Here is a 14228-nt window from a genome sequence, read left to right as displayed (position 1 = left end):
CCGCGTCGACCGACTTCCTCCCCTGAAAGGCTACGACCGCTTTTCAGGGGTTTTCTTTTTTCAGGAAACCCGACCCAAAGCCCGCTCCGCGGCTTCGCATCAGGACGGATCGATCGGGGTCGACGGGTCCGCGGCAAGTTGGCGGGCGTTTGCGGCGAGGATCGACCGCACCCACTGTCGCGCGGGCGACGCGTGCGTGCGCTCGTGCCAGAGAAGAAGCTGCGTACGCGGCTCCGTCCGCTCGGCGACCCGCAACACCGTGAGACCGAGGCGCTCGAGCATGTCGTGGTCGTAGAGAAGCGGCACGCTCAGCGTGAAGTCACCGTGCTGCAGGAGCCGAAACCCCATCCCGTAACTCGGCACGTAGAAAGCCGTGCGCTGATGTGCTTCGAAAGGAAAAATGCACGAGGCCTGCGCTTCGGTGTAGGTCGCACAGATCCGCTCGTAGTTGTGAAGTGCCTCAATCGGGACGGTTTCGTCGGGGTCGAGCGTCGCCTGAAGTTTCGCGAGCGGATGCTCGTTTCGCACGAGGACCGCGGGGCGCGGTTCGCGAAGCGTCATCATATGGATGTTGGGACTTCCGAGCGGCCAATACCAAATGACCATGTCGAGGCTCCCGTTCGCGAGCTTCGACTCGATTTCAAGGTCGAGGTAGCGAAACTCCAACGCGATCCCGGGCGCGGCCTTTCGCACCATCAGCGCGGTGCGCACGCTCAGGCCCGAAAAGAGGTCGTAGTCGATGCAGCCGATCCGAATCACTTCCTGGTGCGAGGACGGATCGAACCACGAGGGCTCGCAAAGGTCGCGCATCCCTTCGACGAGGCGTTCAACGGCCGGGATGTGCTCGACCATGAAAGGCGTCGGCATCATCGTGTTGGCGTAGCGAACGAAAAGCTTGTCGCCGAAGAGTTCGCGCATTTCGGCGATCCGACGGCTCAAAGTGGGCGACGAGAGACCGAGCGCGAGCGCCGTCTCCTTTTGCGAGTGCGTGCGATAGAGCGACCGCAGAATCCGCAGATCCTGCAGCGTAAGTTGTTGGAGGTCCATAGGGGCGTTTCTTTCGGGTGGGGTCGCGGCCGATTATAAAGAACCCGAGGAATTGACGGGTTTACGGGACCGAAAGCGACGCCGGCAAGAACGGAGGCGGGAAGTTGCCGCAGCCGAAATAGAAAAGCCCCCGAGCGCATACCGTTCGGGGGCCGTTTGATGTGGTGCGTCGTGCGCGCTCAATGCGCGAGCTTCAAACCGATGACGCCGACGAGGATCATGAAGAGGAAGAAGATCCGCAGCATCGACGTGCTGTCGCCGAAGAAGATCATCCCGATCACCGCCGTGCCGACGCCGCCGATCGCGGTCCAGACGATGTAGGCCGTGCCGATCGGAATCGTCTTCTGAGCCTGAAAGAGGAAGTAGCCCGAAGCCACCATGGAAAGGACGGAAAAGCCGATCCACAGCCAGGACATGCGGCCTTCAGCCGCATTCGCGAGCTTGAAGCCGAGCGGCCAGCCCATTTCGAAGAGTCCCGCAACGATGAGGTAGGTCCAGGAAAGCATGACGGTCGAAAAGTTGAAAAAGAGAAACGAGTCGAAAGAGAACCGTCGGGGACAAAGTGCCCGAGCAGCTCCGAAAGCGAATGCGGATTGTACCCGCGTTATGCAATTCGGTCGAAAGCGCAATGAGAAAACGCCCCTCTTCCGAACGAAAACCATTGGGAATAACCCTTCCTTGTCCTCTTCGAGCGCCCTTTTTTCCCGCCGAAGTCGGGTCCTACACACAACTTCGGCCGGAACGCGCACCGCACGGCGCTTCATCTTTCCCGAAAACCCTTGGAAAATGCGGGCGACGCCCCGACGCCCCGCATTCGCGGTGCGGGCCCTTCAGCGTGGAGAGAGGCCGAGAGGTCGCCCGATGACCGGTAAAAACCCGCATACCATCCACCGACAACGCCTTTTGATCTACCTCTTTATGAGCATTTGACTCGTGGCAGACCCTCGGTCGTACCTTTGTCGCCATTCTCACCGCGCCGCGCGTGCGGCGCTATTTCGGTTTCACCCCGGTTTTGACAAAGGCAAACGAATCATGACCAAAGCTTTCTCGCGTCGCGCGTTCCTGCGCAACACCATCGCCGGCAGCGCGTCCCTTGCAGCCGTCGGCGCCCGGGCGGCTTCGGCGGGCGTCTACAAGCCCGGCGTCTACTCCGCGACCGCCCAGGGTATCGGCGGCGACGTCGTCGTGACGATGACGTTCGACACGAACCGCATCACGGACGTCGTCCTCGATGTTTCGCGCGAAACCCCCTCGATCGGTCAGGCGGCGGCCGAAGCCCTCAAGAAGTCCCTCATGGCGGCGCAAAGCGCCGAGATCGACGCCGTTTCGGGGGCGACCATCACCTCGCGCGCCGTGCATCAGGCCGCGACGAAATGTATCGCTCAGGCGCGCGGCGAAATCCCCGTCGAAGTCGTCAACAAGCAGGCCGAAGAAGCCGACGACGGCGACTGGCTCGGCAAGGAACCCGAATTCGCCGAAAGCGAAATCACGGCGACGCACCGCACGGACATCCTCGTCGTCGGTTGCGGCACGGGCGGCATGTTCGTGGTGGCTTCGGCCGCCGAAGCGGGCGGCAAGGTGATCGGCATCGACCGGTTCCCCGTCGGTACGGGCGTGCGCGAAGACCTCGGGGCCGTCGACAGCCGCTACCAGAAGGAATGGGGCACGAAGATCGACAAGTTCGAATTCATCGCCATGGCGACGCAGTACGCGGGCGGCCACATCCGTCAGGACCTCGTCAAGCTCTGGTGCGAGGAATCGGGGGCCGTCATCGACTGGTTCGGCGACCGTCTTGCCGAGCGCGGCATCAAGCTCGAACACGAATCGAGCGACAAGGGGGACGAAACCCGCTACAAGCATTTCGCGACGGGTCACTCGCCGAAGCTCGACCAAAAGGACGCCGACGGCAAGTTGATCGACCTCAACCGCGTGCTCTACGACTATGCCGTCAAGCACGGCGCCCGTTTCGACTATTCGACGACGATGCTGAAGCTCGAAAAGAAGGCGGGGCGCGTCACGGGCTGCATCGCCCGCAATGCCGAAGGCAAGCTCGTTCGCTACGAAGCGGCCAAGGGCGTTGTGGTCGCGACGGGCGGCTACGCGCGCAACTACAAGATGATCGAAGCCCTCCAGCCCTGGAACCTTCGCATCGTCGGCCGCACGGGCGCCATGCCGGGCGCGCGCGGCGACGGCATCCGCGCCTGCCTCTGGGCGGGCGCCAAGATGGACGAAACGCACTCGATGATGATGTTCGACCGCTGCGCGATCCGTCCCGACCAGAAGCCCGGGCGCGAAACGATCGAATCGGGCGACAGCGGCTTTTTCTGGATGGGCTCGCAGCCCTGGCTCAAGCTCGATTCGAACGGCAAGCGCTTCATGAACGAATCGGGCACGTACGAAAACGTCCTTCACGGGAACGAGTACCGCAAGGACCACGCCCATTACACGCTCTTCGACGCGAACTGGCCGAAGTACGCCGAAGCCTTCAAGATGCACGGCTGCTCGCGCCTCTTCCCGTTTGAAAACGGGGCGGAACCGAACATCCCCTGGCAGGTTGTCGAAGAGAAGATGCTCCCCGAACTCGTTGAAAAGGGCTTCGTCAAGAAGGCCGACACGATCGAAGATCTCGCGCACGCTCTGGGGCTGCCGCCCGAAGCGGTGAAGGCGAGCGTCACGCGCCACAACGAACTCTACGCGAAGGGCGAAGACGTCGACTTCGGCAAGGAAAAGCACCGTCTCTCCGCGATCGACAAGCCGCCCTTCTACGGTGCGAAGAACGTCGGCTGGATGCTTTGCACCATGGACGGGATTCATATCAACACCGACATGAATGCCATGGACGCGGAAGGCAACCCCATCCCGGGCCTTTACGTGATCGGCAACGACAGCGGCGCCTTTTTCGCGAACGAATACCCGAACCTCGCGACGGGGCTTGCCTGCGGTCGCACCGTGACCTTCGGCCGCATCGTCGGCCGCAAGCTCGCGCGCTCCTAACCTGCTGCGAACGCTCCCGAGCCCGGGACCCATGTCCGAGTTCGGGCTCGGGAGTCGTTTCCGGTCTTCTTTTTCGACCGGATTTCAACCCTCGATCCCAAAGGAACCAATATGAATAAGACCCTTCTTCATGCGGCTTCGCTCGCCGCTCTCACCGCGCTGGCGACTCCCGCGACGGCCTCCGACATCCAACTCTACGGCGTGCTCGACTACGGTCTTTCCGTGCAGCACCGCGAATACGTCGACGGCACCGATTCGACGCAAAGCCGCATGGTTTCCGGTCAGTACATCGGCTCGCGCGTCGGTCTCAAGGGCGAAGAAGACCTCGGCAACGGCCTCAAGGCGGGGTTCGTGCTTGAAAACGGCTTCTCGTCCGATACGGGCGCGCTCGGCCAGGGCGGCCGCCTCTTCGGGCGCGACGCGCGCCTCTACCTCGACGGCGATTTCGGGTACCTTTCCTTCGGCCGTATGGGGTCGATGGTGGGCGGCAACGGCCCGTACGCCCGCTTCGGTCACGTGGTGAGCCCCTTCTCCTGCGGCTGGGGCGACATCGGCGGCCACCTCCAGGTGGTGTCGCTCGGCTACGAATTCATCGACAACGCCGTCGCCTACACGACGCCGACCTTTGCCGGGTTCGACGCGACCGTTCAGTACTCCTTCGGCACCGACACGAAGAAGTACGGCACGGGCGTTGAAGGCAAGAGCTCCGTCGAACGCATGGCGAGCGGCGCGGTTCGCTACCGCAACGACAAGATGATGGTCGCCTTCGGCGTTGAATCCATCAACCAGGCGCAGCCTGCGGCGGACAACGCTCAGCTCGACGACAGCTTCTCCTGGAACCTCGGCGCGAACTACGACGCCGGCTGGGCGAAGTTCTACGGCTACGCTCAGGTGTTCGAAAGCTACGCGGCCGCGGCCCGTACGACCACGTTCGCGCTCGCTTCGGGCGTCGACGGCTGGGGTGTCAACGTCGGCGTCGACGTTCCCGCCTTCGGCGGCACGGCGAAGCTCGGCGTCGGCTACGGCGACTTCGAAGGGAGCCGCGACTCCGCCATGACGATGAGCACCTGGCAGACGGCCGTGGGCTACACGTACGCGCTCTCCCGCCGTACGACACTCTACACGGCGGCCGACTGGATCGCCTCCGACTACTCGCAGTCCTACAAGACCGAAAAGCCGAGCGCCACGGAAGACGTGGTGGAATTCACGGTCGGGATCGTGCACAAGTTCTGATCCCGAGTCCTCCCCCGGAAGTTTCCTCGAAGAAAACGCCCTCCGACGCCCCGTGCGCCGGGGGGCGTTCGTCTTCAGACCCGCTCGACGGGCAGAATGAAGCGCCCAAGCCCCGGGCGGGGCTGTCCCGTTTTGTCCGTCAAGCGCATTTCGTTGATGAGGAGCCCATCGCCCGCCACGCGAAAGCCGAGCTCGCGCACGAGTGCGTGAGCGGCGTGGCGTCCTTCGGCCGCGGCCCTCATCTCGAAAGCATCTTCGAGCCCGTAGAAATGGAGAACAAAGACCCGACCGAACTTGAGTCGCTCCACGGCGTCGTTGCGCGGGATCCCGTAGCGTTCCAGAAGCCGCTCCGGCACCGCAAAGCCCCAGTGCACCGTATCGGCGCCTTCGCAGGGACCGAGCTTCACGAGCATCGCGGACTTCGTGACGGGGAGCCAGGCGCACCAATCGCGCAGGAGTTCGCGGATGCGCTTGTCTTCGAGAAACGCGCGGTCGTTCGTATGCCGCAAAAAGACGTAGGGCTCGACCTCCCGAATCTCCCAGTCGATCGGGCACTTTCGGCGCGCCTCGAACCAGCGCTCCAAAGCTTCTTCTTCGTCGACGATCGCCTGAAGGCGCTCGATCGTGCGACGCATCTCGCGGGTGCGCTCGCCGAGCAGCGCCATTGCGCGTTCGGGGTCGCAGTCCGTGTACTCGCGCATTTCCCGAACGCTCACGCCGTAGTTGCGAAGCCGCAGATAATCGATCACGCGCGCGGACTGCTCGAACGCGTAGTAGCGGTAGCCGCTCGGCGTGCGATGCACGTCGAGCAGGCCGCTTTCCTGATAGTGCTTCAGAAAGTCGGCCGTAACGCCGAGTCCTCGGGCAAAGTCGCCGATGCGATAGCGTTTCGGGCCTCGTTTGTCGTGATCCATGCGGTGCGGCTCCTTGGTTTTCAGAGGTTTCGGGAGTTCGAATCGGAGGCGGCGCCTCCGACGAACTTCCATTTTAGAGCCGCGGGCACCGTCGCTCTTTTCTTCGGCACGATCCGAAGCCTTTGCAGAAGCCGTATCGCCTTGCCGCGCAGGCTCGCGGGCAGCTCCACCCTTGCCGAGCCGACAAGGGCGGAGACGTGCGACGGCCTATTCGGTCAGACGGCCTGCAACCCGTTCGTGCGCTTCAGGAACCCGGTAAAGACGCCCCAGCCGATGGCGAGCGACGTTTCATCCTGGATCTCGAAGTCATGCCGGTGATGTCCGTGATGATTGCAACCGAAGTAGAAAAACACGGCTTTGCCGCCATGCTCCTGAACGCGACGGATAAGCACCGTGCAGTCTTCGCTTCCGACCTTTGCGTTCATGTCAACGACCGAATCGACGCCCGGAACTTCCGCAGCCGCGGATTTGATGAGTTCGACGGCCTCTTCGTCGCCCCGGTAGGTCACGGCCTCGCCGACGCGGCGCAGATCGTACGTACAGCCGTATGCGGCCGTGATGCCCGAAACGGTCGACTCGACGGCCTTGGCCATGTAGTCGTTGATCTCGGTCGTTTCGCCGCGAACTTCCATCACGAGCGAGGCGTGTTCGGCAACGATGTTTCGCCCCGTTCCCGAATTGAACTTCCCGATTTGCACGCGCGTGATGCCGCCGCTGTGCCCGGGGAGCGACCCGAGGGACATGCAGAGAGCGGCGCCGCACATGAGAGCGCTCTTCCCTTTTTCGGGACTTCCCGCCGCCGAAGGAACGCCCGTGATGTCCAAGTCGAATTTCGTCGTGGCCAGGTAGCCGTGATGCGACACGCCGACTTGTCCCAGACGGGCCGAGCAGCCGATGTGCGCACCCGCAAACCAGTCGACATCGTCGACGACGCCGCGTGCGGTCATGGCGGCCGCACCGCGAACGCCCTCTTCCGCCGGCTGGAAAAGAAGTTTGACGGTACCGCAGAGCTTGTCCGCATTCTCCGCCACCCAGGCGGCGACGCCGAGACCGACGGCCGTATGACCGTCGTGACCGCAGGCGTGTGAAAAGCCGGGAATTTCGGATCGGTATCCGCCCCGACAAGCTTCGTGTTCGGCGTCGGTCGTCTCGTCGATCGGCAATGCATCGATATCGAAGCGCAGAGCGGTTACGGGCCCCGGACGTCCGGTCTTCCAAACACCGACTGCGCCCGTATAGCCCTTCGTTTCATCGAGAAATACCTGAGGAACGCCGTGCGCCGAAGCGCGCGCCGCCGCGGCCTCGACAAGCTTCGGATCACGCCCGAGAGCATGCTCGGGATCTACCGCACGGTCGCCGGTCCACACTTCGAAGCCGAGCGCTCGAAGCCGAGCGACGATCAGGTACGTGGTCTCGAACTCGCACCAGCCCTCTTCGGGACGCGCATGCAGACGCCTGCGGTCGGCAATCATGGTCTTCACAATATCGGACATGTTGTGACTCCTTACCTCAAAGCTCGAACACGAAGCCGAGCAAAACGAGATTGACCAGCATCGGAATCGCCATGCGCTTGGCGACGTCGAGCGGGGAAAGCTTGGTCATGCCGGCGATCACGATGGTCGCGCCGGCAATCGGCGAGCACATGCGACCGAAGGCGCCGGAAAGTGCGGCCACCATGCCGAGGTTTTCGATTTTCATCCCGAAGTCGGCGGCATACGGCGTCACGGCCTGATTGAAGGCGTGCCCGGCGGCGTCACCCGAACCGGTGAGCACCCCCATGACAAAGGGACCGAAATTGGCCGCGTAGCGCGCAATGTCGTTCGAGTGCTTGAGGGTCTCAATCAGCGAATCGATCACGCCGCAGGCGCGCAGACCGCCTGCGAAGCACCCGGCCGCAATGATGATGCCCATGATGTTCGCGTAGCCTTTGCCCATGCCTCCGAAGAATTCCTTCGTGACGGTCTGCGGATTCGAGCGCGTGATGAGAAGCGTGTAGATCGATCCGTACACCATCGCTTCCGCGACCGACATGCGGATCTGCGGAATCACGGTCGCACCGAGCATCAGGAGAACAACCGGGAGAATCGGAGCGACGGCGCGAAGCATGCTCGGATGTTCGGGCAGCTGGCCGCGCTCGTCGGCAACGACCGAAAAGCCGAGGTCTTCGCCCGGTTGCGGGCGCTTGTAGTCTCGGAAAACAAAAACCATTGCCGTTACGAGAACGATGTTCAACGCACACATCGTGAGCACTTCGGGGGCGAACTGCACGATGAGGTCCATCACGTCCATTTCGGCAATTTTCGCGATCCAGACGTTGTGGGAACTTCCCGGGCTGAGCGTCGACGGCGTAATCGAACCGATGATGGCCGCGCCCGCGATCGCCGGATGGAAGCCCGCGCGAACCATGAGCGGAATCATCGTGGGGCCGAGAGCCGCGGCGCAACCCGCAGCGCTCGGGATCGCCACCGCGACGCACGAGGCGACGAGCATGCAAAAGGGCAAGAGAAAGACGCCGAGCTTCCCGAGCGGCTTCACCAAGAGCCCCACGAAATGCACGTCGCACCGCGTGATGGCAACCACTGCGGCAAAGCCCATCGAAGAGCAGATCGACGTAATGAGCGATCCGTTCGTCATATTGGCGATGAATGCCTTCATAGCGATCTGAGGTTCGCCTACAAGAGCCGCCATCGCCAAACCGGACGTGAAAAGCACCAAACGCGTTTCCCATCGCTTCAAGAGCGCCGCGATCGTGAGGATCGTCGCGATCCCCGCAAGCCAAAGACTCCAGGTCATGCTTTGTCTCCCATGGTACGCAGATGAGCCATCGAACCGTAGCGCTCGAGAATACGCCGGTATTCGGTTTCGTCATTGAAGGGGCAACGCCCTGCCGTATGGGCCTTTGCCGTCTCAACTGCAAAGCGCGCCGCCTCTTCGACGTCCGTAAGGTGCGACGCGCCCGTGGCGCATCCCGCCACCTGCGAGACCGTCGTAATCGCAACGCCGATCACGGGCGCACGCGTCGCGACCGAAGGCTGCAGGATGGAATTCAAGTGGTAGACGTCGTTGCCGTAGGGCGTGATGTCCTGCATCGTGACGGGCAGAACGAGCGGGAGTCGCCCCGTCACGGTCGAGAGGATGTCGAGTGCGGGTTCGCACACGCGCAGGATCCACCCGTCCCGTACGGTCGGCGTGAGGGCGATGCCCCGAGCGTTGAGAATACGGTTCCCCTTCGTCGTATCGATCGTGAGAATCGCATCCATCGCGGGTTCGACTTCATGCTCGTTGCTCACGGCGCTCGGCACGGGCGAATCCATGAAGGGGACGGGCTCGTGAGGCCGCGTCGGAGCCGTAGGACAGATCTGGGTCGTTACGATCACGTCGCCCTCAAGGACGTCGCCTCGCGCGCGCATCTCGGCAAGTTTGCGCGCAGCCGACAGGGCGGCAAGCGCCCCGTCTCCGTCCGACGTGAAGCCGATCCGTTCGGGACGCGCACCGATCCCGCCGAGGCGTCCGATGACGCCGAGCGTCGGGGCGTCGCCGCCGAACGTCCGGCCGCGCTTTCCCGGAATGAGAATGCGCACGAAGTCAACGCGCCCGCGCGCGCCTTCGATCGTCGTCAAAGAGGTCGAGATGCCGCAGGCTTCGAACGGTTTGAACGTTTCCAGAACGCGTTCTCCCGTCGCGGCGGGATCGTCAAGAACGTCGTAGAGCGCGATGACATGTTTCCAACACATGAGCTTTGCCTCCTTTTTTGCAAATTCGATGTGGTTGCAGCGGTTGCTCCCGATCCGGCGGAGAAGTCTTCCGGGAAACGGATGCGCCATTCCTCTCTTAAAGGTCGCCGGCTCCCGGATCGCCCTCCTCGGGCTCGACGGAGAGGACGAGCTTCTTAAGGAGCCTCTCAAGAACGACCGATTCTTCGGGGTCGAGCGCTTCGACAAAGCGCTCTTCGTCGCGCACGTGTGCGGCGTGCACCTCGATGGCCAGCGCGACGCCGGCGGGCGTTGCCCGCAGAATCCATGCGCGCCGATCCCGCGCGTCGGGTTCGCGCACGAGCGCTCCCTTCTTCTCGAGACTGTCGATGCGGGCCGTGAGGCCGCCCGAAGAGACGATCATGCGTTCGTGCAGGTGCTTGGGTTGCAACCGGTGGTCGGGGCTGCGCACCACGGCGGAGAGCACCTCCACCTCGCCGATCGAGAGCCCGTAACGCTCGAAAATGCGTTCGGTGCGGCGGCGCGAATGTTGCGCCAGGCGCACGAGTCGCGTCACCGTACCGTTGCAACGGATGTCCTTGTCCGGGAAACGCGCGTGCCACTCGGCTTCTTGAACGTCAAAGAAGTCGGGCGTACTGTTTATCTCGTTAAAGTCTTTGTTCGGCATGATGTTCTCTCATTCATCTCGACGTCAAGATTCTTGACATCGATCTTACTGCGAAACCGTGCCGGATCCTTCCTGAAAAACCCGAAAGACCTGCCGCCTCTCCGACCCCGATCCTGTCGGACGCGACCGAATCCTTCGGCGCGATCGTGCGAGAATGGAAGACGCTTGACCGTCAAGGCGCCTTACGCACCAAGCACCCCCGCAAGTCCTAGCCCGACCTCTTCCGTCCGCATCCGAGAGCCGAAATGCCCGCCACGCTCCCAACGCTTCTCGCCGAACTCATCCGCAAGCTTCCGACGTTGCCGAATGGCGTTCGCCTTGCATGCCGTGCCTTTTCACGCCGCGCCGCAAGGAGTTGTGCGGCGGGGCTCGCGGTTGCGCTCGCAGCGGTAGCAACGGCAGGGTCGGCGATGACGGCGACAGGTGCGGAGAGTGAGCCGACCGAGAAGCCGCTTCTTCTCAACTCCCCTCGCCCCGCGACCGAATACGAAACGAACACGCTCTTTACGGCTTTCGGCGGCAGAAGCCCCCGAACGCTCGACCCGCAGCGCTCCTATTCGGCGGACGAGACGGTCTATACGTACAACATCTGCGAGCCGCTCTACCAGTACCACTACCTGAAGCGTCCCTACGAACTCGTCGGCCGCACGGCCGAACGCGTCGCGCACCCGACCTACGTAGACGCCTCGGGGCGGGCGTTGCCCGACGATGCCGATCCCTCGACGATCGCCGAGTCGATCTACACGATTTCGATTCGCCAAGGGATTTTCTACGCGCCGCACCCCGCGTTTGCGAAAGACGCCGAAGGGCGCTTCCTCTACCACGACCTGCCCGAGGAGGTTGCGGCGCAAAAGCGCTCGCCCGCCGATTTCGAGCGGACGTCCACGCGCGAACTCACCGCCTACGACTACGTCTGGGGAATCAAGCGCCTCGCGAGCCCCCGGGTCGTGAGTCCCGTGCTCGGCACGCTCGCGCACCACATCGTGGGGTTGGACGACTTCGCCAAAACGCTTGCCGCCGAAGACAAAGCCCGTCGGGCGAGGGGCGAATCGGTCGAGTCGCGCTACCTCGACCTCTCGAAGCACGACATACGGGGCGTGCGCGCGATCGACGCGCACACGCTCGAAATTCGCGTGCACGGAAAGTACCCGCAGTTCTCGAACTGGCTCGCCATGACCTTTTTCGCGCCCGTTCCGCCCGAAGCGGACCGCTTCTACGCGCAGGCGGGGTTTGCGCGCAACAATTTCTCGCTCGACACGTGGCCCGTCGGAACGGGTCCCTACCGCATGGCGGTCTTTGAGGAAAACCGCCGCCACGTGCTCGAAAAGAATCCCCTCTTTCGCAAGGAAACCTACCCGTGCGAGGGCGAGCCGGGCGACCGGGAGCGGGGCCTCTTGGAAGCGTGCGGAAAGCCCCTGCCGCTTACGGACCGCGTCGTTTTCGACATCGAAAAAGAGGCCGTGCCGCTCCAGACGAAATTTCTTCAGGGCTACTACGACAGTCCCTCGATCGATCGGGTCGACACGGGGCTCGGGTTCGTCGCGGCCATGAACGACGACCCGGAAAAGGCGGCGCTTTACACGAAAAAGAAATTGCAGTTCCCCGCGACCGTCGAAGCGGGCCTCTGGTACGTGGGGTTCAATTGGTTGGACCCGGTCTTGGGCGGCACGGGCACGCCCGAAGAGCAGCGTCGCGCGCGGCTTTTGCGCCGGGCGATTTCGATTGCGGTCGACTGGGAAGAGAACATCGCGATCTTTCAGAAGAATCAGGGAGTCGCCGCCCACGGGCCGATTCCGCCGGGCCTTTTCGGCTGGCGCGACGACGGTCCTTCGGCCTTCAACCCGACGGTCTATCGGCGCATCGAATCTAGCGATGCGTCGGGGAAAGTTCGCGTCGAACGGCGTCCGATCGAAGAAGCCCGAGCCCTCATGCGCGAGGCGGGCTATCCCGACGGGCGGGACGCCAAAACGGGGCGGCCGCTCGTGCTCAACTTCGACTACCAGAACGCGGCCCAGGGATCGAAAGCGTATCTGGAGTGGTACCAGCGGCAGTTCGCGAAGCTCGGCATTCAGCTTGAAATTCGCGCGACCGACTACAACCGCTTCCAGGAAAAGATGGATCGGGGCGCGGCGCAGATCTTCCTCTGGGGGTGGGTCGCGGACTACCCGGACGCGGAAAACTTCCTCTTTCTCTTTTACGGACCGAACGCCAAGGCGCGCGGAGGCGGAGAAAACGCCTCGAACTACGCGAGCGCCGCGTTCGACCGGGAGTTCGAAGCGATGCGCTACTTGGAGGACGGCCCCGAAAAAGCGGAACGCATCGACCGGATGATTCGCATCCTCCAGGAGGACGCGCCCGTCATGTTCGGCTACTTCCCGGCGGCCGCCGCCGCTTACCACGAGTGGGTCCGCAACGCGAAACCCTCGTCGATGATTCGCAACGGCCTTCCCTACCTCGCAATCGACGCCAAACTCCGTTCGGACCGCATCGCCGAATGGAATCCTCCGCAACTCGCGCCCTTGGGGATTCTCCTTGCGGGCGCGGCCGCACTCCTGCTTTTCGCCCGACGCGTGCGGGCGAAACGCGAAGGGCTGCGGATGCGGCCGCCCGAAAGCGGTTCGGATGAAAAGCACGGAAGCACCCGAAGAGGCAACCGAGAAGGAGCCGCACGATGATCGCCTACCTCGTTCGACGCGTCCTTTACGGCGCACTCGTCCTTTTCGGCGTGAACCTCCTCACGTTTCTCCTCTTTTTCGCCGTGAACACGCCCGACGACATGGCGCGGCTCAATTTGGGCGGCAAACGCATCACACCCGAAGCGGTCGAAGCGTGGAAGGCGGCGCACGGCTACGATCTGCCGCTTTTCGTGAACGAACGAGCGGAAGGCGCGGCAAAGTTCACCGAGACCCTTTTCTGGAAGAAAAGCGTTCCGATGCTGGCTCTTGACTTCGGAACGAGCGACACGGGACGCGACATCGCGGCCGAAATCCGCACGCGCTCGGTCCCCTCGCTCCTCTTGGCCGTGCCGACCTTCGTGCTCGGGCTTCTGGTGCTCGTCACCTGGTCGCTCGTGGTCGTTCTTTTCCGGCGAACGGCCTTCGAAGCGGCGGCCGTGGGGTTGTCGGTCGTTCTGATGTCCGTTTCGTCCCTTTTCTACGTGATTCTCGGGCAGTGGCTTTTCGGGAAGGTGATGCGGCTCGTGCCCGTTTCGGGCTGGGCCTCGGACGAAGGGGCGATCGTCTTTTTGTTGCTGCCCGTGGCCCTTGGGATCCTCTCGCGGCTCGGAAGCGACACGCTCCTATACCGAGCGCTTTTTCTCGAAGAGATGGAGAAGGACTACGTGTGGCTTGCCCGCATGAAGGGCCTCACCGAAGAACGGATTCTTTTCGGGCACGTGTTGAGGAACGCCTCGCTTCCGATCATCACCTCGAGCGTTGCAATGATTCCGATGCTCTTTATGGGGAGTCTCATCATGGAGAGCTTCTTCGGGATTCCGGGGCTCGGCAGCTACACGATCGACGCCCTCAACGCGCAGGACTTCTCGGTCGTGCGCGCCATGGTTTTCCTCGGCACCGTCGCCTACGTCGCGGGCCTCATTCTCACCGACATCGTCTACACCTGGGCGGATCCCCGAATCCGACTCGGGCGCGCGTGACGGAG

The 14228-nt window shown here is 63.0% G+C and carries 11 protein-coding genes; 4 read left to right on the top strand and 7 right to left on the bottom strand.

What is annotated here, in order from left to right; all coding sequences use genetic code 11:
• Positions 1–99: 99 nt before the first annotated feature.
• Both S6FBBBH3_RS04565 and S6FBBBH3_RS04560 read right to left on the bottom strand, forming a co-directional pair.
• Positions 100–1047: a LysR family transcriptional regulator gene (locus S6FBBBH3_RS04565; RefSeq protein WP_120176624.1), complete on the bottom strand. Its 948-nt coding sequence runs from the start codon at positions 1045–1047 to the stop codon at positions 100–102.
• A gap of 179 nt (positions 1048–1226) precedes the next feature.
• Positions 1227–1553: a DMT family transporter gene (locus S6FBBBH3_RS04560; RefSeq protein WP_120176623.1), complete on the bottom strand. Its 327-nt coding sequence runs from the start codon at positions 1551–1553 to the stop codon at positions 1227–1229.
• Positions 1554–2079: 526 nt separating this feature from the next.
• Between S6FBBBH3_RS04560 and S6FBBBH3_RS04555 the strand changes: the two genes are divergently transcribed.
• Together S6FBBBH3_RS04555 and S6FBBBH3_RS04550 are read left to right on the top strand one after the other, a co-directional pair.
• Positions 2080–4041, top strand: a complete 1962-nt coding sequence (locus S6FBBBH3_RS04555) for an FAD-binding protein (RefSeq protein ID WP_120176622.1) — start codon at positions 2080–2082, stop codon at positions 4039–4041.
• Between the two features lie 111 nt (positions 4042–4152).
• Positions 4153–5274, top strand: coding sequence for a porin (locus S6FBBBH3_RS04550; protein ID WP_120176621.1), 1122 nt, complete (start codon positions 4153–4155; stop codon positions 5272–5274).
• 74 nt (positions 5275–5348) lie between these two features.
• Here the strand turns inward: S6FBBBH3_RS04550 and S6FBBBH3_RS04545 are convergent, their stop codons facing one another.
• The 5 genes from S6FBBBH3_RS04545 to S6FBBBH3_RS04525 form a co-directional block, all read right to left on the bottom strand.
• Positions 5349–6188 carry a MerR family transcriptional regulator gene (locus tag S6FBBBH3_RS04545; protein ID WP_170143815.1) on the bottom strand — a complete coding sequence of 280 codons (840 nt, stop codon included), beginning with the start codon at positions 6186–6188 and terminating at the stop codon, positions 5349–5351.
• A 215-nt stretch (positions 6189–6403) separates the two neighbouring features.
• Complete coding sequence (locus S6FBBBH3_RS04540; protein ID WP_120176619.1) at positions 6404–7681, bottom strand: amidohydrolase; 1278 nt, start codon at positions 7679–7681, stop codon at positions 6404–6406.
• Between the two features lie 16 nt (positions 7682–7697).
• Positions 7698–8981: a C4-dicarboxylate transporter DcuC gene (gene dcuC / locus S6FBBBH3_RS04535; protein WP_120176618.1), complete on the bottom strand. Its 1284-nt coding sequence runs from the start codon at positions 8979–8981 to the stop codon at positions 7698–7700.
• Entirely contained in the window at positions 8978–9922 is a 945-nt protein-coding gene (locus tag S6FBBBH3_RS04530) for a DUF1177 domain-containing protein (RefSeq protein WP_120177824.1), read from the bottom strand. The genes dcuC and S6FBBBH3_RS04530 overlap by 4 nt, the downstream gene beginning before the upstream one ends.
• Positions 9923–10019: 97 nt before the next feature.
• Positions 10020–10568: a MarR family winged helix-turn-helix transcriptional regulator gene (locus S6FBBBH3_RS04525; protein WP_120176617.1), complete on the bottom strand. Its 549-nt coding sequence runs from the start codon at positions 10566–10568 to the stop codon at positions 10020–10022.
• 245 nt (positions 10569–10813) lie between these two features.
• On the opposite strand from S6FBBBH3_RS04525, the gene S6FBBBH3_RS04520 reads away from it, so the two are divergent.
• Positions 10814–13243 (top strand): ABC transporter substrate-binding protein, encoded by a 2430-nt coding sequence (locus tag S6FBBBH3_RS04520; protein ID WP_232008836.1) that lies wholly within the window; start codon positions 10814–10816, stop codon positions 13241–13243.
• Positions 13240–14223 carry an ABC transporter permease gene (locus S6FBBBH3_RS04515; protein ID WP_120176616.1) on the top strand — a complete coding sequence of 328 codons (984 nt, stop codon included), beginning with the start codon at positions 13240–13242 and terminating at the stop codon, positions 14221–14223. The genes S6FBBBH3_RS04520 and S6FBBBH3_RS04515 overlap by 4 nt, the downstream gene beginning before the upstream one ends.
• The last annotated feature ends 5 nt before the right edge of the window (positions 14224–14228 follow it).

Origin of the sequence: Sutterella megalosphaeroides, assembly GCF_003609995.1 — a bacterium.
In the GTDB taxonomy this organism is placed as follows: domain Bacteria; phylum Pseudomonadota; class Gammaproteobacteria; order Burkholderiales; family Burkholderiaceae_F; genus Sutterella; species Sutterella megalosphaeroides.
Note: the sequence above shows the minus strand (reverse complement) of the source record. Positions and strands in the feature narration are given on the sequence as shown.

Excerpts from the sequence above, each read along its gene's own strand:
- S6FBBBH3_RS04565 (WP_120176624.1), bottom strand. The coding sequence starts at position 1,047 with ATGGACCTCCAACAACTTACGCTGCAGGATCTGCGGATTCTGCGGTCG.
- S6FBBBH3_RS04560 (WP_120176623.1), bottom strand. The coding sequence starts at position 1,553 with ATGCTTTCCTGGACCTACCTCATCGTTGCGGGACTCTTCGAAATGGGC.
- S6FBBBH3_RS04555 (WP_120176622.1), top strand. The coding sequence starts at position 2,080 with ATGACCAAAGCTTTCTCGCGTCGCGCGTTCCTGCGCAACACCATCGCC.
- S6FBBBH3_RS04550 (WP_120176621.1), top strand. The coding sequence starts at position 4,153 with ATGAATAAGACCCTTCTTCATGCGGCTTCGCTCGCCGCTCTCACCGCG.
- S6FBBBH3_RS04545 (WP_170143815.1), bottom strand. The coding sequence starts at position 6,188 with ATGGATCACGACAAACGAGGCCCGAAACGCTATCGCATCGGCGACTTT.
- S6FBBBH3_RS04540 (WP_120176619.1), bottom strand. The coding sequence starts at position 7,681 with ATGTCCGATATTGTGAAGACCATGATTGCCGACCGCAGGCGTCTGCAT.
- dcuC (WP_120176618.1), bottom strand. The coding sequence starts at position 8,981 with ATGACCTGGAGTCTTTGGCTTGCGGGGATCGCGACGATCCTCACGATC.
- S6FBBBH3_RS04530 (WP_120177824.1), bottom strand. The coding sequence starts at position 9,922 with ATGTGTTGGAAACATGTCATCGCGCTCTACGACGTTCTTGACGATCCC.
- S6FBBBH3_RS04525 (WP_120176617.1), bottom strand. The coding sequence starts at position 10,568 with ATGCCGAACAAAGACTTTAACGAGATAAACAGTACGCCCGACTTCTTT.
- S6FBBBH3_RS04520 (WP_232008836.1), top strand. The coding sequence starts at position 10,814 with ATGCCCGCCACGCTCCCAACGCTTCTCGCCGAACTCATCCGCAAGCTT.
- S6FBBBH3_RS04515 (WP_120176616.1), top strand. The coding sequence starts at position 13,240 with ATGATCGCCTACCTCGTTCGACGCGTCCTTTACGGCGCACTCGTCCTT.